Annotated in this window: 19 protein-coding genes and 1 tRNA gene; 8 read left to right on the top strand and 12 right to left on the bottom strand. The window is 34.7% G+C overall.

Going from position 1 to position 21,750, the window contains the following annotated elements:
• Window positions 1–11: 11 nt before the first annotated feature.
• A complete protein-coding gene (locus OZX58_RS01535) occupies window positions 12–2,009 on the top strand; it encodes a BspA family leucine-rich repeat surface protein (RefSeq protein ID WP_277141208.1) in 1,998 nt (665 codons plus the stop codon).
• 1,317 nt (window positions 2,010–3,326) lie between these two features.
• Here OZX58_RS01535 and OZX58_RS01530 read toward each other — a convergent pair.
• Window positions 3,327–3,398 (bottom strand) — tRNA-Gln (locus OZX58_RS01530).
• A gap of 85 nt (window positions 3,399–3,483) precedes the next feature.
• Window positions 3,484–3,999, bottom strand: a complete 516-nt coding sequence (locus tag OZX58_RS01525) for a GNAT family N-acetyltransferase (RefSeq protein WP_277141207.1) — start codon at window positions 3,997–3,999, stop codon at window positions 3,484–3,486.
• Window positions 4,000–4,076: 77 nt separating this feature from the next.
• Here OZX58_RS01525 and OZX58_RS01520 point away from each other — a divergent pair, with 77 nt between their 5' ends.
• Window positions 4,077–4,886, top strand: coding sequence for a Cof-type HAD-IIB family hydrolase (locus OZX58_RS01520; RefSeq protein WP_277141206.1), 810 nt, complete (start codon window positions 4,077–4,079; stop codon window positions 4,884–4,886).
• Between the two features lie 63 nt (window positions 4,887–4,949).
• Here the strand turns inward: OZX58_RS01520 and OZX58_RS01515 are convergent, their stop codons facing one another.
• Window positions 4,950–6,005 (bottom strand): SEC10/PgrA surface exclusion domain-containing protein, encoded by a 1,056-nt coding sequence (locus OZX58_RS01515; RefSeq protein ID WP_277141205.1) that lies wholly within the window; start codon window positions 6,003–6,005, stop codon window positions 4,950–4,952.
• Between the two features lie 197 nt (window positions 6,006–6,202).
• Here OZX58_RS01515 and OZX58_RS01510 point away from each other — a divergent pair, with 197 nt between their 5' ends.
• On the top strand, window positions 6,203–7,372 hold the full coding sequence (locus OZX58_RS01510) for an MFS transporter (RefSeq protein WP_277141204.1): 1,170 nt from the start codon (window positions 6,203–6,205) through the stop codon (window positions 7,370–7,372).
• 85 nt (window positions 7,373–7,457) lie between these two features.
• Here the strand turns inward: OZX58_RS01510 and OZX58_RS01505 are convergent, their stop codons facing one another.
• On the bottom strand, window positions 7,458–8,114 hold the full coding sequence (locus OZX58_RS01505; protein ID WP_277141203.1) for a hypothetical protein: 657 nt from the start codon (window positions 8,112–8,114) through the stop codon (window positions 7,458–7,460).
• Between the two features lie 638 nt (window positions 8,115–8,752).
• Here OZX58_RS01505 and OZX58_RS01500 point away from each other — a divergent pair.
• Both OZX58_RS01500 and OZX58_RS01495 read left to right on the top strand, forming a co-directional pair.
• Window positions 8,753–9,289, top strand: a complete 537-nt coding sequence (locus OZX58_RS01500) for a TetR/AcrR family transcriptional regulator (protein WP_277141202.1) — start codon at window positions 8,753–8,755, stop codon at window positions 9,287–9,289.
• Between the two features lies 1 nt (window position 9,290).
• A complete protein-coding gene (locus OZX58_RS01495) occupies window positions 9,291–9,875 on the top strand; it encodes an NAD(P)H-dependent oxidoreductase (protein WP_277141201.1) in 585 nt (194 codons plus the stop codon).
• Between the two features lie 45 nt (window positions 9,876–9,920).
• Here OZX58_RS01495 and OZX58_RS01490 read toward each other — a convergent pair whose 3' ends face one another.
• A complete protein-coding gene (locus tag OZX58_RS01490; RefSeq protein ID WP_277141200.1) occupies window positions 9,921–10,919 on the bottom strand; it encodes an NAD(P)-dependent oxidoreductase in 999 nt (332 codons plus the stop codon).
• Between the two features lie 394 nt (window positions 10,920–11,313).
• Between OZX58_RS01490 and OZX58_RS01485 the strand changes: the two genes are divergently transcribed.
• Window positions 11,314–12,396: a PTS sugar transporter subunit IIC gene (locus OZX58_RS01485; RefSeq protein WP_277141199.1), complete on the top strand. Its 1,083-nt coding sequence runs from the start codon at window positions 11,314–11,316 to the stop codon at window positions 12,394–12,396.
• 156 nt (window positions 12,397–12,552) lie between these two features.
• On the opposite strand, the gene OZX58_RS01480 is transcribed toward OZX58_RS01485, so the two are convergent.
• Both OZX58_RS01480 and OZX58_RS01475 read right to left on the bottom strand, forming a co-directional pair.
• On the bottom strand, window positions 12,553–13,011 hold the full coding sequence (locus OZX58_RS01480; protein ID WP_277141198.1) for a hypothetical protein: 459 nt from the start codon (window positions 13,009–13,011) through the stop codon (window positions 12,553–12,555).
• A gap of 297 nt (window positions 13,012–13,308) precedes the next feature.
• On the bottom strand, window positions 13,309–14,049 hold the full coding sequence (locus tag OZX58_RS01475; protein WP_277141197.1) for a LysR family transcriptional regulator: 741 nt from the start codon (window positions 14,047–14,049) through the stop codon (window positions 13,309–13,311).
• Between the two features lie 115 nt (window positions 14,050–14,164).
• Between OZX58_RS01475 and gap the strand changes: the two genes are divergently transcribed.
• A complete protein-coding gene (gene gap, locus OZX58_RS01470) occupies window positions 14,165–15,178 on the top strand; it encodes a type I glyceraldehyde-3-phosphate dehydrogenase (protein WP_277141196.1) in 1,014 nt (337 codons plus the stop codon).
• Between the two features lie 377 nt (window positions 15,179–15,555).
• Here gap and OZX58_RS01465 read toward each other — a convergent pair whose 3' ends face one another.
• From OZX58_RS01465 to OZX58_RS01445, 5 genes are all read right to left on the bottom strand, one after another.
• Window positions 15,556–16,797 (bottom strand): tyrosine-type recombinase/integrase, encoded by a 1,242-nt coding sequence (locus tag OZX58_RS01465; protein WP_277141195.1) that lies wholly within the window; start codon window positions 16,795–16,797, stop codon window positions 15,556–15,558.
• 257 nt (window positions 16,798–17,054) lie between these two features.
• A complete protein-coding gene (locus tag OZX58_RS01460) occupies window positions 17,055–18,095 on the bottom strand; it encodes a Rep family protein (RefSeq protein ID WP_277141194.1) in 1,041 nt (346 codons plus the stop codon).
• Between the two features lie 163 nt (window positions 18,096–18,258).
• Window positions 18,259–18,714, bottom strand: a complete 456-nt coding sequence (locus tag OZX58_RS01455; protein WP_277141193.1) for a hypothetical protein — start codon at window positions 18,712–18,714, stop codon at window positions 18,259–18,261.
• The gene (locus OZX58_RS01450; protein ID WP_277141192.1) at window positions 18,711–19,832 is read right to left on the bottom strand and encodes a chromosome partitioning protein ParA; all 1,122 of its coding nucleotides are present in this window, start codon (window positions 19,830–19,832) and stop codon (window positions 18,711–18,713) included. Before OZX58_RS01450 ends, OZX58_RS01455 begins: the two co-directional genes overlap by 4 nt.
• Entirely contained in the window at window positions 19,813–20,151 is a 339-nt protein-coding gene (locus tag OZX58_RS01445) for a hypothetical protein (protein ID WP_277141191.1), read from the bottom strand. Before OZX58_RS01445 ends, OZX58_RS01450 begins: the two co-directional genes overlap by 20 nt.
• Window positions 20,152–20,340: 189 nt before the next feature.
• On the opposite strand from OZX58_RS01445, the gene OZX58_RS01440 reads away from it, so the two are divergent.
• Window positions 20,341–21,474 carry a hypothetical protein gene (locus OZX58_RS01440; protein WP_277141190.1) on the top strand — a complete coding sequence of 378 codons (1,134 nt, stop codon included), beginning with the start codon at window positions 20,341–20,343 and terminating at the stop codon, window positions 21,472–21,474.
• The last annotated feature ends 276 nt before the right edge of the window (window positions 21,475–21,750 follow it).

The raw sequence follows: 21,750 nt of genomic DNA, 5'->3' as shown, positions 1-21,750 counted from the left end.
AGGAGACTGACATGAAGAAAAAGCATTTTTCAAAAAGCAAGAAGCAATTATTACTATTCAATGCAATCGCAATTAGTACAGCTATCTTAACTGGCACACAGAACACCGTTAGTGCTGCAGCTTCTGATAATCAAGCTTCAACCGTTCAAACTGACAAGCAGATTACTACTGGGAGCGATGGAGACTGCAGTTGGACATACAATAAAAACTCACAAACATTAACCATTAGCGCTGGTAAGAACGGCAATCAGTTAGGAACTGAACAATTAGCAGCAATTGTCACTAACCGTAACAAATTTGGGGACGAAGATACTGAGGAACAAGTTTACAGCGACAGCTCACTTAAGCACATTGTCTTTACTGACCAAATTAAATTACCGGCAAATTCGCGTTACCTCTTCTGTGGACTTGAAGGCCTAGAAGACATTGCCGGCTTAAACAAAGTTGATACTAGCGGTGTGACTGATATGCACTTTTTATTTAAAGAAGATAATAATTTGCGCAGTCTTGACTTAAGTAATTTTGATACCAGTAACGTGACTGACATGGGTTGGATGTTTGCCGGCGACAATAATTTAACTAACCTTGATCTCAGCAAATTTAATACAGCTAAAGTTACTAATATGGAGGGCATGTTCGATTTCACACCCAAAGTTACTAGTCTAAATGTTGCTAACTTCAATACTAGCAACGTGACTAACATGAACAACATGTTTTCAGGAACTGGGGCAACTACACTTAACCTCAGCAATTTCAATACTAGTAAAGTTACACAAATGCGCAATATGATTGCTAATAATAAGGAACTAACTAAACTGGAATTAGGTAATTTAGATACGCATAACGTGACTGACTTTAACGGGATGCTCAGTAATAATCCTAAGTTAACGGCAATTGACGCCAGCAAACTGGATACTGCTAAAGCAACTGATATTAGCGCCATGTTTGAACGTGATACTGCTTTAACTAAATTGGACTTGCGCAACTTCAATACTAAGAACGTTAACCGCATGTTACTGGTCTTTGAAAGTGATCCAAATTTGACCGAACTTGACCTTTCAAGCTTTGATACAAGTAAAGTTACTAATATGGAAGGATTATTTGCTAACGATATTAACTTAACCAAACTAAATCTTTCAAGTTTTAATACCAAAAACGTGACTGATATGGATCAAATGTTTCTCGGTGTTGGATTAAGTCAAATTGATTTACACAATTTTGATACCAGTAAAGTTACTAACATGACTAGAATGTTTCAAAACACTCCAAATTTAACTAGTGTTGATTTGAGTAATTTTAATACTAAGAATGTAACTGATATGACCGACATGTTTAATGGTGCAACTAGTTTAACCGACCTTGATTTATCTAGTTTTAATACGAAAAAATTACGGCGCATGAGTGGTATGTTCAAGGGTGCTAAGAACTTACGAACCATTAATTTATCTAGTTTTAACACGAAAAAAGTCACACATAATCGCTTTACTTTCCAAGATGATACCAGTCTAGTCAAGTTAGACCTCACTAACTTTGACACTAACCGCATCATTCATAATAATTTTAATCGAACTGATTTAATTCAAGACATGCTCAAAAATACCGGTGACCCTAATGGCTTTATTTTAAAGTTAGGTCAACACCGAATTTATCCTGATGCCAGCCTTGGCAGTGGCAAAGACCATATTCAAGCAGTTGGTTCAGGAACTGTCAATCAGCCAAAAGGCAAAACTTATACTACTAATGAATTACAAAATTTATATAATAAGCCTAATGCCCAGTGTCCTACTAATACTTATGTGATGTATCAAGCTGATAAGCAGCCGCAATTTACAGTTAAAAAATTACGTCATAATGCTTATGTCTACAATCAATTTGGTAAAAAAGTGCAAAAGAAGTCATTAAAGAAAAATCGTTCATTCGTTATCTTAGGACCAACTGTTACAATTAACGGGAACAGTTATTATTGCGTTGATAGCGGCAAGTATCTTAAAGAAAGCAATTTTAAGTAATAATTCTGTTATAATAAAAAGAGAGCAGTGGTATTATCCACACGCTCCCTTTTAAACAGTTATAGCTTATGATGACGTCTTATATAATCGACAATCATGTCAGCAATAACATTGGCTAATATCCCAGATACCAAGCCAATCAAGAATGAATGCACTAGAGTTTCGCCTCCTAGAATTACCATAATTAAGAGTGGTTAAATCTCAGATAATTCCATTTGTCATTTTACCAGAATTTTATCCGTTGACAATGACTTAAAATATTGTAGAATGATAGAGTGAATGATGCACTGGGGTTGAAACTCCAAAAAGTCCTAAAGCTGGTTACTTTAGGCAGTCATTAAAATGATCCTCTGCTAATGCAGAGGATTTTTTAATACCATTGTTAAACTCATTTATGTAAATTACTTTGCTAATTCAAAACAAGGATTAGTATCTCAGACGATTAAACCTGCTATAATAAAAGAGAACAGTGGTATTACCCACACGCTCCCCTTTAAAGATTATTTCTTACTATGATTTTTGAGATAATCTAAAATTAGTTCAGAAATAACATTGACGAGTATACCAGACACAACGCCAATTATAAAATTTCGCAAGGCTTCTCGCCTCCTAGAATTATCATTATTGAAATTAGTCGGATTTCAGGTAATTCCATTTGTCATTTTACCAGAATTTTATACATTGACAATACTAATAATTCCACGTAAAATGAAACCATAAAATGTAGCAAGGCTTTAAGCCTCATAAGTCCTAAAACCAGTCATTTTAGGCAGTCATTAAAATGATCCTCTGTTAACGCAGAGGATTTTTTGATGCCGTCATAAATCATTACGGTATTGTTAAACTAAAGGAGGTCGGTAAATCACCGACCCCCCTGTAAACAATTTAACGCCCTAAAGGGATGCACCAAATTTTGTACCTACATATTAATTAAATCTGATTATCCCAATCTATTACACAATCAATACTGAAAACTTTGCACCGATTCTTAAAATTTTGCACCGCACTTTTTTACTAAAAACTGGTTAACTTAAATAAATGGCAAACAAAAAGAAAGCCCGCTATTAAGGCTTTCTTGAGGTATCTAAGCTAATAGATTTAAATTACTGAACACAATTATTATAGAATTTTTCGGGTCACTTTTTTACGTTTAGACCAATTTTAGAATATTTTGATTAATCTACCTTTGCCTAAAATTTTGCACCGAATTTTGCACCGATTCTTAAAATTACAGCTAATTTTATCTAATTCCTAACAACAAAAAAAGCCTTAACACCAACGCTTGAAGCTAGTTGACATTAAGACTAATTACATCTATTGGGTTAGCTGGATTCGAACCAGCGCATACTAGTACCAAAAACTAGTGCCTTACCGCTTGGCTATAACCCAAACACTTGAGCTTTTACTTGTCACTCAACATTAATAAGTATAGAGAAATATGACACTTAAGTCAAGTATAAATTTTATTTTCTTGCTATAAGTTTAACTCGTACGCGTATCTGGCACCATCTGGTGTTGGATCAACATGAATTACACCGCGATAGTGGAAGCCTGACTTCTTAATTAAGCTCTGCATTCTCTTATTCATCGCGTGTGTATCAATGCGAAAATTATGAAATCCCAAAAACAGTCCTCGCGACAATAAATTGGAAATAAAAATTGCGCCCAAATGTTGCCCCCGATATTTATCAGAAATTGCAATTCGATGAATTGTCGCATATGCAGTTGTTGTATTTTGCCAAGCACCTGCAATATCAACATAATTAGGATCAGGGGTAGTTTGCAAGACCGCAACGCCGGCAACTTCTTGGTCAACAATTAAGACGTATGCGCGCTGTTGAATAATATCATCTTGAAACATTTGCTCATTGGGATGACCGTCTTGCCATTGCGGGCTGCCATCCTGTTTCAACAACTTTTTTGCTTGATTAATAATTGGCATAATTGCTGATAGATCAGCGTTTTGCGCTAAGCGAATATAAATTGGCATTCTTTTCCTCCACTATGATTAATAATTTAATTTTAGTATAATGATAGTAATTATCGCAATAGCTAGGAGGAAATATTATGGCAATTAAACTAATTGCAATCGACACTGACGGTACTTTGTTAAATTCAGATGGGCAGATTTTAGCCAGCACTAAAGAGGTAATTACTAAAGCTCTCAAGCAAAATATCAAAATTGTCCTTTGCTCTGGGCGGCCAATTGCTGGCCTTCAGCCCTACATGACAGAATTAGGTGTTAATGGTCCTGAGCAATATGCCGTTACCTTAAACGGAGCAATTACCCGCAACGCTGATGGTAAAATTATTACCAAGGATATGGTTAATAACGAACTTTATCGCAAAATGACCGCATTTGCGTTAGCTCATAAATTACCATTCAACGTTGTTGATGAGGATTCACATATTATTACTGCCGATCACAACATCGACTTTGTGGTTTATCTTCAAGCGTATGAAAATACGGCTCCACTATACGTTCGTACACCAGATGAAATGCCAGACGATTTTTCCGTTGCCAAAGGCTGCTTTGTTGGTGATCCTGAACTACTCGACCGCTATCAAGAAAGTATCACAGCAGAGTTCAATAAGGATCTCTATGTTATTCGTTCTGATCCACACTTTATCGAGCTGCTTAATCCCAAGGTTAACAAGGGCAACGGTCTAAAAGAACTTTGTGCAGCATTAAAAATTGAAGCTAGCGAGGTCATGGCACTGGGCGATGAACGCAATGATATTTCCATGTTTAATTTTGCCGGTACCAGTGTCTGCATGGGCAACGGCAGCGAGCAAGCGAAAGAACAAGCTGATTATGTTACCAGTTCAAATAACGATGATGGTATCAGCAAAGCTTTTGCCAAATTTGTGTTTTAAACATTATAAGCAATAAAAAAAGCAGCTTACAATCATAGTAAGCTGCCTTTTTTGAATCTGAAATTATGGCTTAAAACTTAAATTATACTTCTTATCTTTAACAACATAGGTCGGCACACTGATAAAGTGTAACGAACAAATATCATCTGTTCGCGATACACTAAAACCGAAATAATTATAATCGCCATCATGGAGCGACCCCTGCGTATTAAACAAATCGCCAGCATGTTCCCATTCTTGGTAGTAACTACGCTTACCGCGATCACTCTCACCACTGCCGACATAACCAAACATCATCTGCTTAATGCCAAAGTAAATACTCTTCTTCAGTTCAGTCATTGACAGTGTTTGCTTCTGGTTATAAAAACCGGCCATATCTTCAACATAATTATCATCCAAATTTAGGCCATTGGCTTGGCAAGCTTTAACAATTCCCGGCACATAATGCCCATCCTTAATTGTCTTACCATTTTGTTCATATTCGGTAGAAATCGCCTGAGCCAACTTTTGCGTCCCCACACTATCAACCCAAGGCTTTAAGCCCAAGTTATCACGTGCTTGATTAATTAACCTAAGTGAGAAGTCTGATAAAGTCATTAATTGGTCCGGCGTAATATTAGCTAGGTCAACCTGTGTCTCATTATCTGCCTTACTTTCAGCAAGATTATTGCGGCTAAAAGTATTATCCTTCATCCCCTGCATGCAGGCAGCAATAAAACTGCTGCTGGGCTTACCTTCATATGCCTTAAGCAGTTCCGTTCTATTATATCCACGTGGCAGAACCATTTTCGCCTTAGTGTATGTAGCTGCTTTAGCTTTCTTGACTGTATTCACATCTTTAGCTAAAATCCAGTGCGCATTATTACCAATTTTATAAGCAGACCGTCGCTTTTTACCTATTCGACTTTTGGCACTATACGAATAACGATGCTTAGGCAAAGCATAATAATTAGAATGCTTACCTGATGCCCAATAAAGCCGGACTTTTTTCTTTGCCTTGACTTTAACATAGCCTTGAGTTGCTGCTATTACAGGTTCTGTACTTGTCTGTACTTCCACCATACAAATCATCAATAAAGTAATACTAATTAAAGCGAGTACAAATTTGTTTTTCTTCATTTATTTTCCTCGATAGTCGATAGTTCAATATCTCTTTATGAGTTTAACTGTAATTTTAAAACTTATTAGTAGTTAATGCCAATTAATTTAATTTCACTTTTTTAGTTAAAACAGGCGATTTGCCAAATAATTATTTTTCCATTAAAGTTATTATTTGGTACTTTTAACAAATAAAGAAATTGAAAGAACGTGTTAATGTGAAAAAGAAAAATTTTTTAATTGGTACAGGGATTTTGCTTATTGCGGCTAATCTACGACTGCCTATCACAATGATCCCACCAATCTTGCCTTGGCTGCACAGCGAAATTGGCCTGGCGTCAAGTATGAGCGGGTGGCTAACTACTATTCCGTTAATTATGTTTGCCCTGTTATCGCCAATTATTGCTCACCTTGGTATTAAACAAGGTAATGCAAAGGTGCTATTTTTTACACTTTTAATCCTTGCAATTGGCGGCTACTTGCGGGTCTTTCCCAGTAGCTTCTTCTTATTACTAGGGACAGTATTAATTGGGATCGGTATTTCCGGCGGTAATGTTCTCTTACCGGCAGTTATTCAGGAATATTTCCCAACCAAGGCAACACTGTTTACCAGCCTTTACACTTTTACTATGGGATCAGTCGCATCTTTAGGAACTGGACTTGCAGCGCCATTAGTTAAAAAAATCAACTTGCCTTCCACACTAGCAATCTTTAGCTTAGTTGGTCTTGCTGGCTTTCTACTATGGGCAGTTGTCGTTCGGGTAATTCCTAAGCCGCATCATGCCCAAGTAACCACCAAAAATAAAGTTACTTCGATTAGTCATTATCAATTAACCTGGCTGATTACCTTCTTCTTTGGTACACAGTCGCTGCTCTACTATTCAATGATGACCTGGCTGCCAAGCTTTTGGACCAGCACTGGCTTTAGCGTCACAACTGCCGGGATTCTGGCAACCCTATTCCAGTTATGTGGTATGCCAATGTCCTTATTGACACCAATTATTGCCCGTAAAAAGGTTGGGAGGATAATTGCTTCAAGTATCGTTGGTGGTGGATTCGCTGTTGGAGCTGGTCTCTTACTACTATTCCCCGGTAATTTTACTGCCAATGCAATTTTAGCCGTTATTTTAGGAATCGGTTCTGGTTCAGCCTTCAGCCTCTGCGTTATCTTTTTCCAAAAGAAGTCAGCTAACTTTAGGCAAACAGCACAATTATCAGGGACAGCTCAATCATTCGGCTATCTCTTAGCAGCAATCGGTCCTGCATTATCAGGCTATTTGCAAGGATTATTTCATTCTTGGACACCAATCTTTATTGCTTACACAGTTTTAGGTGTTCTACTGTTAATTTCAGGAATTATTATTACTAATAAAAAGCCATTAAGTTAAAAAACTTTAGTAAATAGGCGCTAGTCAAAAATGATTAGCGCCTATTTTTTAATTATTCAATTTTTTGATATTGGTAGTTTAGAAATTAGTACCAGCCATTTGCTTGCCAGAAAGCTTTAGCAGCTGTCCATGAGCCGTAACGGCTAGCAACATAATTATCTGCAACTCGTTCTTGATTAGCGGCAGAATAATCGCCGTTAAGGTATGAAGAAGAAAGTTGGTATTTACCGATGTATTGGCCATTTTGTGCACTGTATGAGCCACCAGATTCACGACCAGCAATCCATGCCTTGGCACTGGATTCTGAATCTGAAGTAGTTGTAGCAACAGTTTGAGTAGCAGCTGCGTTATTAGTGTTAGCTACTTCATTATTTGTACTAGTTGCTTGAACTTGTTCTTGGGTATTTTGAGCTGGGTAGTAGCCTTTGTTAACATATTCAGCTCTAACCCATTGATTCTTACCAAGGTCGTACCATTTATTGCCTTGAGCATCATAAGCGGTTCTGATAACCTTCCAAGAAGAATTACTTGGTAAAACTTGACCGGTAGCTACTGGATTCTCGTAATCATTCCAAACGTGAATCGAGTTACCGTCAACGTAGTTTACTGTAACAACTGCTGCATCATTAGCAACTGTTGCTGCGTGAACTGTACTTGTTTTCGCACTATTCATCACTACTGCACCTGAAACTGATAATGCTGCTACTGCTGCCGATTTAACTAAGATAGATTTTACCTTCAAAAATTTTCTCTCCTTAATAAAAAAATTTCATATCCTTTTCTTTCCCAAACTAAGAAAATCAAAAACGATTTACTCAATTTGATTGTCTCTATACTACAGTGTAAAAATGTCAGAACCATAACAGAACTATCTCTCAGGCTTTAAGAATTGATTACTCGATGAAACGATTATGTAATAATTGTAATATTTTACAAAAGCGCTTTCTTAAATCGGATGTCGTTATACCAAGCGTTGCCTTTATTGCTTAATCAAGCTTGCACCTAGCAAATGGTCTAGACAGTAATTGATTTTGCAACACAATTGCAAAAATTGTAGCGAACACTATTCTTCTATTATCGCGAAAAGTGCTATAGTTAAATTGTATATTTAATGAAAGGAAAATTATTATGAGCAAATACGTTGTTGAATTGGACGAAAAAGACTGGCAAATGATTAAAGACTGTCACTCAAAGAACCCTTCATTGATGAAAGCAATGAACGAGGCTAAAAAAGTTGAAGATTAGTCTTAATAATTAAGCTTCCTTATTTAAGGAAGCTTTTTTTATTACGCAAAATTTATTTGTACTTTTTAGATAACGGCGTTATCATGTTTTTAAAGCATCAGATAACAGTGTTACCTAAATTAGGAGGTATGAAATATGAAGGAAACAGAAAAGCAATTAGTAGAAAAAGCAATCAAAGTTATTGACCAAGAAGGTTTTCAAAATCTCTCATTGCGTAAATTAACAGCTGCCATTGGCTTGACGACTGGTGCTTTCTACAAACACTTTAATAGTAAGGATGACCTGTTTAAACAGGCAACTATTAGGCTTTCACAAGAATTTATTGCCCAAATTGACTTTCACAGTGATGTACCAGAAAAACAACTCTTACAAATTGCCGACTATTTTATTAAGCAGGTGCAAGAGCATCCCAACACAATGGACTTTCTCTTTTTCAATAATAATGCAACCCTAGCCTTTAAAAATAACGATCATGAATTTCCTTTTTTAACCAAAATGCTTCAATTAACTGACCAAATTACTCAAAACAGCAATATTACTAGTCATGATTTCTTCATTCAAATCTGGTCGTTCATCCAAGGTTACTCGCTCCTAATTAAAAATGGCATCACTGATTACAATAAACAGCTAGTGCAAACAACATTAACCCAATTAATTAAAGGAGCTAAGTAAAATGAAAACATTAATTGTCTATTGTCATCCATACAACAAAAGCTTTAATCATGCTGTCTTAACGGCCGTCAAAGAAAACCTCATTCAAAACAAACGTGACTTTAACATAATTGATCTCTACCAAGATGGTTTTAACCCAATTTACGATCGAGAAGAACTACGTTTATTCCACGAAGGTGGTACACATGATCCACTTGTCAAAAAATATTTAACAATGTTACAAGGAGCAACAACCATTATTTTTATTACTCCTCTTTGGTGGAATAGTATTCCCGGCATGCTTAAAGGTTTCATTGACAAAGTGATGAAAGAAGGAACGGGACTGTCACACACTGTTTCTAAAACCGGCATTCATGGTGAATTAACTAATATCAAGCATACCTATGTCCTAACAACCTCAACTTCACCAAAATTTTATCTTCGCTTATTTTGCGGTAACGCGATTAAAAAAATTTTTATTAATCAAACTTTACGCCAGCTGGGCATGCAAGACCGGCATTGGTTACACTTTGGCTGTATTACTAATTCTTCGTTAGCTAGACGCCAAAAATATCTAAGTAAAATCGAAAAATACCATTTCAAATAACTAAAAGCACAAGCTTCCTATTAAGAAACCTGTGCTTTTTAATTATTAATCTAATTTAACATCATTATCAGTCTTACCTGTCAGCAAAACCTGATGAAAGTTCTCATAACTAACAGCAATCATATCAGTTAAGGCTGGACTCGTATAAGAACCAATATGCGGCGTGAGCAATACTTTCGGATATAATTCTTCCAAGGCCTTAGCCTGGCCATCAGTAATTTCTCCTTCAAAGTTGTGTCCCATTACCTTAGTTTCATTAGGTAAAACATCTGAAGCAAAGCCAGCAATTGTACCATTTTTGACAGCAGCAATAATGGCATCATAATCTGCTAATTGGGTCCGTGCTGTATTAACTAATACCGCTGACGGTTTCATTTTACTTAAAAAGTCCGCATCAATCAGCCGATCATTTTGCCCAGGAAAATATGGCACATGAATTGAAACAATATCAGACTTAGCGAGCAATTCATCCTGACTGACAAATGTTGCAAATTGTTTAGCATAATCACTCGGATATGGGTCAAATGCCAAAACTTTAGCACCAAAACCATGGTAAAGCTTAGCTTCGGTAGCACCAATTCGTCCTGTACCAATTATGCCAACAGTCCCAGAATGAATTTCTCCAGAAAACATACCGGGACCCACTCGAAAATCACCATTGTTCGTACTAGTTGTCGCAAGTGAAAGGTGACGAAACAACATCATTCCCAGAGTTAGTGCTAGTTCGGCAACCGCATATGGCGAATATGCTGGAACCCGCGCCACTTTCATCTGATATTTTGCACAAGTTTTTAAGTCAATGTGATTAAAGCCAACTGTCCTCGTGAAAACATACTTAATTCCCCAATCATGAAACATGGTCAAGTTCTCAGCGTCAGCAATACAATTAGCCCTTAACAATACGGCATCTGCATTCTTAGCAGTTGCCACATTGTCATGTGTCAACAAATCCCTTTCCAGCTGTAAGTCATAATTGTACTTGTTTAAGTTTTCAAAATAAGGCACTTCATTTTCACGAACACCATAAGCCACAATTTTAAACATCTTGTATCTCCTTATAATTACATTAAATATTTTTAACTTATTAAAAATAATTTAATACTAATTTACACTAAAACAAAAAAACATTCTATGATTTTATCAATAGAATGTTTTAAATTTATATCCTAAAATATATAATAAAAATAAATTAAAAAATATATTGTATTTTAATTTTAATGCTGCTATGATTTATAAAAATATAAATGCCACTGTAATAAAATAATACAAGAATTGAAGGTAAATATTATGAAGAAAGGTAAATTCGTTAAATACTTGGGCGTAAGGTTGCTCTAAAAATAGACTCATTATTTTCAAAAAATATGGTTAATTATTTAGCCTCATAATTTGGTACAACATCGGTTTTGCCAAATAAAATTAATTTTTAAGGAACAACACTATGAATAATACAAAAAATAAAGTTACCGCAAAGGAATTTTTTAATAAAATTTTATCAGGGACAGCAACAGGAATTATTGTCGGCCTAATACCCAATGCCGTTTTGAGTGCCCTTCTAAAATTGTGTGGAAACAATGCTTTTACCCTTGGATTAACTCACGTTTTACTAGTTTTTCAAGTAGCAACCCCACTTTTAATCGGTGCCTTAATCGCTTATCAATTTGATTTCGCACCAATCGACATCGCAATCGTTGCTGGCGCTTCCTACGTCGGTTCCGGCGTTACCCAATTTAACGCCCAAGCAATCAACCCAGCAACGAAGCAAGCCGGAATTTTTATTTCATCTGGTACTGGCGACTTAATTAACACAATGATTACTGCTGCTATCGCCGTTTTCCTAACGATGCTGGTCGGTAACCTCTTTGGTTCCGTTAAGGTCGTGCTGAGTCCGATTATAGTCGGCGGCGGTTCCGCCTATCTTGGCTTCCTGCTCCTGCCATTTATCAGTAAAATCACAACGGGTTTAGGTGCTATCATTGATTCCTTTACCAAACTGCAGCCAATCTTAATGTGTATCTTAATTTCATGGATGTTCTCTCTCTTAATCGTCACTCCAGTTTCAACAGTTGCCATTGGGATGGCAATCCAACTTAACGGAATCGCTGCTGGTGCTGCTGCTATGGGTGTTGCTGCAACCACAATCGTGTTGGTTGTCCACTCATGGAAAGTTAACAAGGCCGGCGTGACCATCGCCGTTGCCCTTGGAGCTATGAAAATGATGATTCCTAACTTATTCCGGCATCCAATTATTATGCTGCCAATCATCATCACTTCAACAATTTCCGCATTACCAGTTGCCCTCTGGCACATTTGTGGAACCCCTGCTTCAGCTGGCTTTGGTCTTGTAGGAATCGTTGGCCCACTAGCTTCTCTTAATGCCGGCGCAAACAGCATTAGTTGGCTGTTAGCACTAATTGCTTGGCTTATCATCCCAGCCGCCGTTGCCCTTGCTTGCCGTTTCATCCTTGATAAAATGCTACATGTTTATGATGAAAAAGTTGCCTTTGCTTACTTAGGCGAATAATTTTAAAAAAACTAAAAACACGTTTTCAGATAATATTCTGGAAACGTGTTTTTTTAATTTGTTTTAACCAGACATAATTTTACGTAAATTCAGATTTTGCACTAAAAAAACACTTTAAGCAAATGGGCTTAAAGTGTTTAACAATTTTGTCACCGCTTATTTAATAAATCCACGTTTAGCAGAATAAAAGCGATTAATTTTATGGTTGAAATAATATAATGCAGGATTATTTCCCTTTTTGACAGCCAACATCTTATAATTTTTACCATTATAAGTGATATGCTTCAAAGTCAATGTTGTCTTATAATTCTTTTCAGATGCTGACCATACTTTACATTTATTTGAGCTAATCTTTTTAACAGATACAGGTTCAAAATAAACATCTTGCTTCCTAGTATTTGTATCATAGTACGCTTCAGAATTTGCACGATAGTTTTCAATGTAATACATCCCATCATACCCCTTTTGGTACCAAACACCACGGAATTTTTGAGGAATAGTATGCGTAATTGTCGCTGCATATACCGAATTATTTGCTGTACTTATAATCATTCCACTGCCTGCTATCAAGCCAAGACTTGCGATAATGCTAGTCAATATTTTTTTGAATTTCAAATTTATTTCTCCTTATAAAATATAATAAATTTTGTTTTATTTTAACACTAAACAAAACAAAAATCAGCATTAATTTATAAATAAAATATTATTCGTAAAATTCATGGTAAAAGTTTAAAATCGTATATTTATCTTGGAAGGCAAATAATATCGTCATGTACCAAAAAATTAATGATGATAAATTTCTAACCTATTTTTCTTTGTATGACTGACCACACAAGCAAAAAGCCCGTCATATCAAAATTGATACAACGGACTTTAATACTATATTTACCTTTATTATACTTACTGATTAATCTACTTTGCTTGATATAAATAATATTTGAGTAAAATGTCGTTCGTACGCAATTTAACCAAGTGCCTTTCTTCTATAGCCTTACTTGGCAACAACGCTATTCCCTTTCCTTGTTCAACCAATAATTCAATTGCCTGCAAGGAATCAACTTCAAATACTCTTGTTTTATCAATTAAATCTTTCAAAGTTCTTTTTCTAAAGGCACATTCTGGATCACTATTAATCAAGATAGGAACACTTCTATCATTAAAAACAGACTGATTCTGTACCGCATAATTAGTGCTGATTTGGCAAACTTTATTTAAATTATAAATATGACTATTATCCATATTTATAAAAGTCACTACCATGTCATACAAATGACTAGCAGCTTCCTTTACAATATCATTCTGATTTTTAACAACAATTTTACTAAAATTTCTATAATTAACGTTATTATGACTTAGAACTTCTGATATTAGAGTTTCTGATCCTAGTAGCATCTTTTTTCGCTGATTAATTTTAGCAGACACTTGCGCCAACTCTGCTTGAATATTTAAAACTGCTTTATAAAAAATATTACCCGCTTCAGTTGGCCGAACTCCTTTAGGCATACGAACAAACAGAGTTGAATCTAATTCCTGCTCCATCAATTTCAATCTAGCTGTGATATTAGATTGGGCATACCCTAAAGTCTGAGCTGCCTTATTTAATGAACCAACCTCATAAATCGTGCGGAATACTTTTAAATCATTAAAATTCATTTCATCACCTATCACTTTTAATGATAATGGTACCATTATTTAGTATTATTCAAAACTACCAAACCCTCCTATACTAAAAATCGTTAACAAATAATATTTTTATGGAGGTAAAGCAATGTCAATTAAAATTGGTATCAATGGCTTTGGCCGAATTGGTCGCTTAGCATTTCGGAGAATTTTTGAATTAAATGATCCCGAAATTGAAGTTGTGGCAATCAATGACTTAACTGATCCAGATATGATCGCCTATTTATTAAAGCACGATACAATTCACGGTGATATTCCAGCAGAAGTGCAAGCTGATAATTCAGGAATTATTGTTAATGATAAGCATTATACAGTATATGCCGAAAAAGATGCGGAAAAAATTCCTTGGGTTGCCAATGATGATGTTGATCTAGTTCTTGAATCAACAGGTTTTTATACAAGTAAGGAAAAAGCTAGCGCTCATCTTAAAGCTGGTGTTAACAAGGTTTTAATTTCTGCTCCTGCAGGTAAAATTCCAACCGCAGTTTACGGTATTAATGAAAATACCTTAACCGGTTCAGATCGTATTATTTCACCAGGCTCATGTACAACACAATCGGTAGCATTACTTGCTAAGCCAATGAATGATTACTTTGGTATTAAAGCTGGAAGTCTCACAACAATTCATGCTTATACAGCTTCACAAAATTTAACCGACGGTCCTCAAGGCAAAAATAAGCGTGCCAATCGCGCTGCTACTGAAAATATCATTCCCCACTCTAGTGGTGCAGCTAAGGCAATTGGTCTTGTCATTCCTGAACTTGACGGCAAACTAACCGGAAAAGCTCAACGAGTGCCTGTTCGTGACGGCTCACTAACTGAGCTTGCTCTTGTTCTTAACAAATCTGTTACTACGACAGAAATTAATAATATCTTTAAAACAATTACCCAAGATAACGAAACTTTTGGTTATGATGATACTGGAATTGTTTCATCAGACATAATTAACGATACTCATGGTGCAATTTTCGATCCCACAATGACTGAAGTAATTAATATTGGTGATGGTACTTGTCTGGCAAAAGTTCATGCTTGGTACGACAACGAATTCGGCTTTACTTGCAATATGATACGACTGTTGACTTACTACGCCAAATTATAATTTTTAATGTTAATACCAATTTAAAAGATTCTCTGCTTATTACAGAGAATTTTTTCTTGTTGCGAAACAAATTGTAAGATCAGGTGTCGCAAAATCTATTAACAACAAAATTATTCTAGTCACACAAAAAAGCAGGCATAAAGCCTGCTAAATCAACATCTATTTTACTTCTTGAAACATTTTGTGATACCAAGCAAATTTTCTGGTGCCGTTTTTGGTGCTAAATATCTATTATTAACAAAAAACAACCTTAACTTATCTGCGATAAACGTTGATAAATCAAGGTTGATTACTTTGAATTACTCTTAAAAATGCTGATTGCCAGTGTAACATTAACCTTTTAAGCCTTGCTACTCTAGCATTTACAACTATTGTATCTAATTTTGTGTGACTAACTGTGAACTAACGACATTTAACATATCTTCGTTCTTATCTTGGTCAACATGAACATAAACTTTCATAAACGTTTTTAGTGAATGTCCTAACCGATAAGCTGCCCAAGGGTAACTCATACTTGGAATATTAGCTAATTTAGTTGCTATAGTATGACGACAAGTATACATACTAACACGCAAGCCACGATTATTAACGCCTATCTTTTTACAGATTTTACGCATCATGTCATTTAAGCCACGTTGATCTATTGGCATCCCTAATGAACATAAATTATAAGTAGTTAATGCTAATAAAATATAATCCTGTTCATTATCTAAACCATATTCTTGCAATACATCTGTTTGCTTTTCTCTAAAAATCATTAATGTTTGATATAAGTTTTCAGATATTGGCAAAGTTAATCTTTTAGCCCCTTTAGGTCTACTTTTCAAATGACCATTTAGCTTCTTTGCCTTGCTATTCCAAGAATCGTTAATTTCAAACACTACTTTACCATGATCTTTAGTCAAATTAGCCCATTTCAAAGCTTGAATTTCTTGCGGTCGCAATCCTGTCTCTAAAGCAATCCAGATTGCCAAGCGACTACACCAGTAATTAGGTCTAGTAGATTTCAACCGTTCCTTAATATCCGTAACAATTAAAACGATTTCTTTATCAGAAAAAACATATTTTTCATCTGGTACAGTCATTTCATCATTACGAAAAAACTTATACAAGACTTTTACAGGAACAGGATTTTTAACAATATTATCTAATGAACTAAAATAACATCTAATATTTTGTAACTGTCGTTCAATCGTCGCATGTGGAGCAACACTGGCATGATGCTTCTCAACATAGTTACGTGCAAATTGCCGAATATCATTTTCAGTAATATCTTTTACTTTTTTATCACCAAAATAGTCTTTTAATAGCCTAATTGTATAAGTCCATGCTTTATAAGTAGTTGCCGATTGCCATCTACCTAATCTATGCTCACTTTCAATAAAACTCTTATATGATTGCACTAACGGTTGATTCAGTTCTTGATAATTGCCATGCGGATTAGAACGAAAATCTACCCACATTTTTTCATATAAAGCCTCAGCTGCCCGATAATTGTCAGCAACTTGACTAGGAACAGGAATGACTTTCCCAGTATGCTCATCTCTTGGTTGTATTCTTACTCGATACTTACAAGCTTTCTTTCCTTTATTAATTTTATTAATTTTACTAATTGGCATGCTTATTCTCCTTTTACTTTTAGGAAGAACATACCCTTGATTACTTTAAATTTTACCACAATAATCACCGCTTTCTGATCCAATTTACCACTTCATCATAGTTATAAAATTTCCTACCCCTTGGCGTTATGCGGTGAAACGGCATACCTAATTTAGTTAATTTGAAAAAATAAGTATTAGAAATTTCTAACTTTTCTGCTATTTGTCGAGCATTTAGTAACTCATTGCCAAACATTTTTACATCTTCTTTCATTGTTTCACTTACTACCAAATAATTTTTCAAATTCAGATTCATTATCTTGAAAAACTTCCGCAATAAATTTAGGTGTAATATGAATTGCATGGATCCGCCGTTTAAGCTGTTCAAAGGTATCTGTTTTTTCATCAGCAATCCTCACATGTTGATAAAATTCAAACGGACTATAAGGAGTAGTAATAATCAACATTTCAATATTCAATTTCACGTCATGATAGCGTCTTGGTGCTACTTTATCATGCTCATAAGGATCTAGTAGCCTTAATAAGTCTGCATATCTAAAATCATTGGGACGCAAATCATTTAGAATTACATAGTGTTCACCATGATAATCTTGAAAGTAATCCCGACTGCTACCTAAAATAGCAACTTTTTCGCCACGAACTAGCTTGTTGGCATAACGTGTTTTACCAACTCCTGCACTGCCCCATAACCAAATTGTTTCTGCTTTGCGATCATGATACTCATGTAACCATTCTTCATGCTTTTTGTCCGCGATTAATTTGGTAATATTGTCAATCACACTTTTTCTTTTGGCAACTTCAGCTAAACCAATAATATCCGCTAATTCTTGATAACCAATTTCTTCATTAGCATATTGTGTTAAGAAATTAGCCACTACTTTAGAATTTAACTTACTTTGGTTAACACTGCTTTGTATTTCAGCAATCCTTGCGGGAAAATCAAATGAAGCCACCACACTATTAGGATCGTATTGATACTTATCTTTAGCTTCCAATGTTGCATGAATTAGATAGCTATAAGCATTACTGATTCTTCCTTGCCAAACTTCTAAATATTGCGGTTTATCATTAAAAATCCTTACAACATGAGAAAGTATTTGCGGATTAGCATATTTTAAGACCACATGTAGATGTTTCCTAATTAGCTTATTATCTTGATCCAAATCTTGGTCATGAATGATATAAGCCCACTCTTGAATATTAGCCTTAGTTAAAATATTGGTTAGTTCAGTAAAATCTATCTTTAAATGATCAAAATCTTGCATGTACATAAACTGTCTAGCTCTAATCTCTGCCATATAATTCCCTTCTGCACAGTTTGCACACTTTTAACATTTGCCATAACAAGCCCAGCAAATGTTATCATGTCAGTGCTTAGCACACTTACACAGTAGAATATTTATAAATTATGCAAGGTGCCATTCTTTTTGTCTTAGGGACAAAGCTGGCACCTTGCTTCTATTAAATTCTCGTACCGGTTAAAACAAACTGATTATGATAATAGTCAGGTCTACTTACGAAACGATAATTGCCTAAATTATCCATTAAAAATAATCTGAAGTCTTCTGAACTAAGCATTTCCCTAATCCGTTTTTTAACTTCTAATTGTGATGATAATTGAAACCAGCGTTTAGTTGGAACAATTATCTGCACACGCTCTTTATTATCAAGGTATTTAACACCAGCCCAATAAACTACCTTATTAACTGCCGCAATTATTTTATCTGGCTTTTCTGGTTCCATAAGCTTTAATGTTTGTTCTAAAGCAATTGTTTTAGAAATTGACTTGCCATAAAATTTCAGAAAATAATGTGCGATTAGCATAATTACTAGAACAATCAACAAAATTACGCTGATCTTGCCAAGCAAAGCAATTAATTTATCAAATAACTTATTAATTAAGTCTATCCCCTTCACGATTCTTCTCCTTTGGTTATTGTCGGCATGGCAAGTGGTTCAATCCCGTAATGTTTACCATCATTGATCTCAATTATTCCTGTTCCTAAGCCACCAATAGGGATAGACAAGCCATCAATCATTGACGGAAACAAATACTGAACGGTTGCTTTATCAATTCGTCCTAGCAAAATTCTAACATTCATCTGCGAACGAATTGGAATAGGCACAATATCATTTCTGGCAATTTGGCTGGTAATAATCAAATTGATCAAGCTTTCTCTGCCAAGCAAAGCAATTAATTCTAATTCACGGTATAAATCTTTAACTCGTCTTGAAGTTGGTGCTAAGCCCAAAGTTAAGCTTGCCATTTCTTCCAAAACAACAAAAATCGGTGGTACATTGATTTCGTTAGCGTCAGTGCTAATCTTATTTGAAACTTCATAAAGCTTACTTTGCCTTAACTGCATTTCCTTAACCACAGAAGCCAATTCCGCATTCACCCTAGTCAAAAAATCTTCTGGAATTAATAATTTAATTTCAGAGTGTTTTTTAGCATATCTCGCACCGTCAGACTTTTTGGGATCAATCATAATAACTTGTGCTGCTTCATCACCATTTTGATTAGTTAAACGACTAATTATTTCTTCTAAATAGCGTAAGGCATAGCTTTTTCCACTACCTGTATTACCGCTGATAATCCAAGTGGTCGCATTCCTGCCAACAGTTAATCCCCGCATCAACGGTATTTCCTTATTTAAATCATAGTCAGACACAATTTTAGTAATTGTGACGATGAAACGTTGTTTCTTACCCTTGTAACCTGGAAAATAAAAACCCCTGGCTGTTGCTAATTGTTCACCGTCCACCTCTACTAATTGCATGGAAGTAGGTCTAACACAGGTATATTCAGGGAAAACAGCTGCCGAAATAATATCGTAAATACGATAATAAGTATCAGTATTTAATACCAAATTTGTTGGGTACCGCGGAATAAACAAGAAACCATACGGCTCCTTAATTACTTCTAAGACCAGATAAGATTGCTTAATTGTACTTGCTTCATCAGATAAAACACTATCAAGCACATTTTCAATGTAATTACAGATAGTTGTATGCTTACCCTGCAATGATCTCATCTCCTTTAATGGAAACCTGAACATAGCCCCGTTGATTAGCCCACAGATTGACTTGATCATTCTTGATAGAACTCTTAGCAAAATCGATCATTTTACCAGCTTTTAAATCACCAACTTTTTTAAGCTTAAAGTTTAGCATTTGACCATTATTAACATTATTTTTATCAACCATGATTGCCATTTTTACTAGATAAGGATATTCAGCAACATCTTTGGCATTGTCGTACTTTTCGCTGGTTTTACGCTCATTAACTCCAGTAACAATCGCTGTGATACCAGTTAATACTTGTTTTGCCGTTAAATTAATCTTAATTGACATATTTTCTCCTTTATTAAGTACTTTTTTATATTTGCTTATATAATTTGTTATAAAATTAATCTTGTATAATACTAAATTCCTTGAAGACATAGTTAATTGCAATTAGATTTAATCTTCATGATTAAGTATGAATAATTAATTTTTAAAAATATATTCCGAAAAAATTTATAAAAAAACGGAGTTGACAAAATGAGTAAATTTCCAAAAGTACCTTCCACACTTCCAAAGCTGATTGCAGCAGATAAAGAAAAAAATCACCTCACTGATGTACAGGAGGTGATACGAATAAATAAATATATAGTTGATACGGATGAAAAATTACAATTCAAAATAGATAATTATGGTCATAAAGTTATCCCTTCAGCATATTCAGACTGGATAAGCAACGGCAGTAAAACAAGCAGAAGACCAATCAAAGGAGCACAACGTCATGCAATCGCAATTATGCTTGACGTAGAGTATATTGAAACAATATTTTCTAATGGTTTAGAAATAATTCCTTTTATGGCACAAACTTTTGATTTTGCACGAAAAAAATTGCCAAAAGAATTTGATAAATCAATTTCACAAAAGGTAACTGTATTTAATCATGAAACTTTAAAAGCTTTTCTAGCTAGTAAAAAACTGGATAAAGTAGCCGAACTGTGCGATGCTGTATACAATTTTGATAAATATAGAAATGAGGTAGCGTATGTAAAAAATGGTAATTATAATAACAATGCTATAATTTCAGTTAGCACTTGGTTAGATGCAAATTATAGCAATTCAATGGGTTCCGCCACTTTCCTTTCAAAAAAGCAAACAAACATATTAAACTCAACTAATTTGGACATTCCTAATTATTATTCTTTTGGAAAAATCCCCATTTCGACACTTAATAAATTCTATATAAATTATAATTTCATTTACACTGCTTTGAACATAACCATTCAGCATACTGAATTAATTCTACTAAACCTTATTAATTACGAAAATAATACAGTTGATAAAACATCAACAAATTACAAAGCTTTTTCTTTTCTAAAATATGACAATATTTATAAAGAACTAAGTAACACTATAAATGAATTAAATTCTATTTCATTACAAGACGCAGAATTTATTTTTAATGCCGTCATTGATTTGCTTTGTTTTCTATTAAATGAAATAACCAAAACTTTTAAAAGCACCATACTTAATTATTCTAAAAGTCAAAGACCATACTTACATTCACACTACATTTCAGCTACAAAGATTGATGAAGCTAAGCGATTATTCAAGTATCTTCCAAAACAATTTGATCAACAAATAAAAGACGCACTAAAAAAATTGTTAAATCAATAAAATCAAAAATTAAAGCATTACGAAAAAGATTGGATTTTATTCCAATCTTTTTCTTGTTATCAGCTATTTGATATGAAAGGGGCTGAAAAATAATCATTTCTTGTCCATTGGCTCAAGATGTCCACTCACAACCCTTCAAAGATTATTTGAGGAAGTGCAATTAAGTTCACCTCACTAGCTCAATCATCATCTAACAGATACCCTAGTTATTTTTTCTATTATTAACTTTTAAATAATAATTTACAATGTTAACAGATGAATTTAAAACCAATTCTG

The organism is Lactobacillus sp. ESL0680, from assembly GCF_029392855.1.
Classification (GTDB): domain Bacteria; phylum Bacillota; class Bacilli; order Lactobacillales; family Lactobacillaceae; genus Lactobacillus.
This window is presented reverse-complemented; position numbering and strand designations above follow the sequence as displayed.

Bases quoted from the DNA above. Each gene is read 5' to 3' on its own strand.
- gap (WP_277141196.1), top strand. From the start codon at position 14,165: ATGTCAATTAAAATTGGTATCAATGGCTTTGGCCGAATTGGTCGCTTA.
- OZX58_RS01440 (WP_277141190.1), top strand. From the start codon at position 20,341: ATGAGTAAATTTCCAAAAGTACCTTCCACACTTCCAAAGCTGATTGCA.
- OZX58_RS01450 (WP_277141192.1), bottom strand. From the start codon at position 19,832: ATGAGATCATTGCAGGGTAAGCATACAACTATCTGTAATTACATTGAA.
- OZX58_RS01490 (WP_277141200.1), bottom strand. From the start codon at position 10,919: ATGTTTAAAATTGTGGCTTATGGTGTTCGTGAAAATGAAGTGCCTTAT.
- OZX58_RS01525 (WP_277141207.1), bottom strand. From the start codon at position 3,999: ATGCCAATTTATATTCGCTTAGCGCAAAACGCTGATCTATCAGCAATT.
- OZX58_RS01535 (WP_277141208.1), top strand. From the start codon at position 12: ATGAAGAAAAAGCATTTTTCAAAAAGCAAGAAGCAATTATTACTATTC.
- OZX58_RS01460 (WP_277141194.1), bottom strand. From the start codon at position 18,095: ATGGCAGAGATTAGAGCTAGACAGTTTATGTACATGCAAGATTTTGAT.
- OZX58_RS01475 (WP_277141197.1), bottom strand. From the start codon at position 14,049: ATGAATTTTAATGATTTAAAAGTATTCCGCACGATTTATGAGGTTGGT.
- OZX58_RS01500 (WP_277141202.1), top strand. From the start codon at position 8,753: ATGAAGGAAACAGAAAAGCAATTAGTAGAAAAAGCAATCAAAGTTATT.
- OZX58_RS01495 (WP_277141201.1), top strand. From the start codon at position 9,291: ATGAAAACATTAATTGTCTATTGTCATCCATACAACAAAAGCTTTAAT.
- OZX58_RS01465 (WP_277141195.1), bottom strand. From the start codon at position 16,797: ATGCCAATTAGTAAAATTAATAAAATTAATAAAGGAAAGAAAGCTTGT.
- OZX58_RS01520 (WP_277141206.1), top strand. From the start codon at position 4,077: ATGGCAATTAAACTAATTGCAATCGACACTGACGGTACTTTGTTAAAT.
- OZX58_RS01445 (WP_277141191.1), bottom strand. From the start codon at position 20,151: ATGTCAATTAAGATTAATTTAACGGCAAAACAAGTATTAACTGGTATC.
- OZX58_RS01485 (WP_277141199.1), top strand. From the start codon at position 11,314: ATGAATAATACAAAAAATAAAGTTACCGCAAAGGAATTTTTTAATAAA.
- OZX58_RS01515 (WP_277141205.1), bottom strand. From the start codon at position 6,005: ATGAAGAAAAACAAATTTGTACTCGCTTTAATTAGTATTACTTTATTG.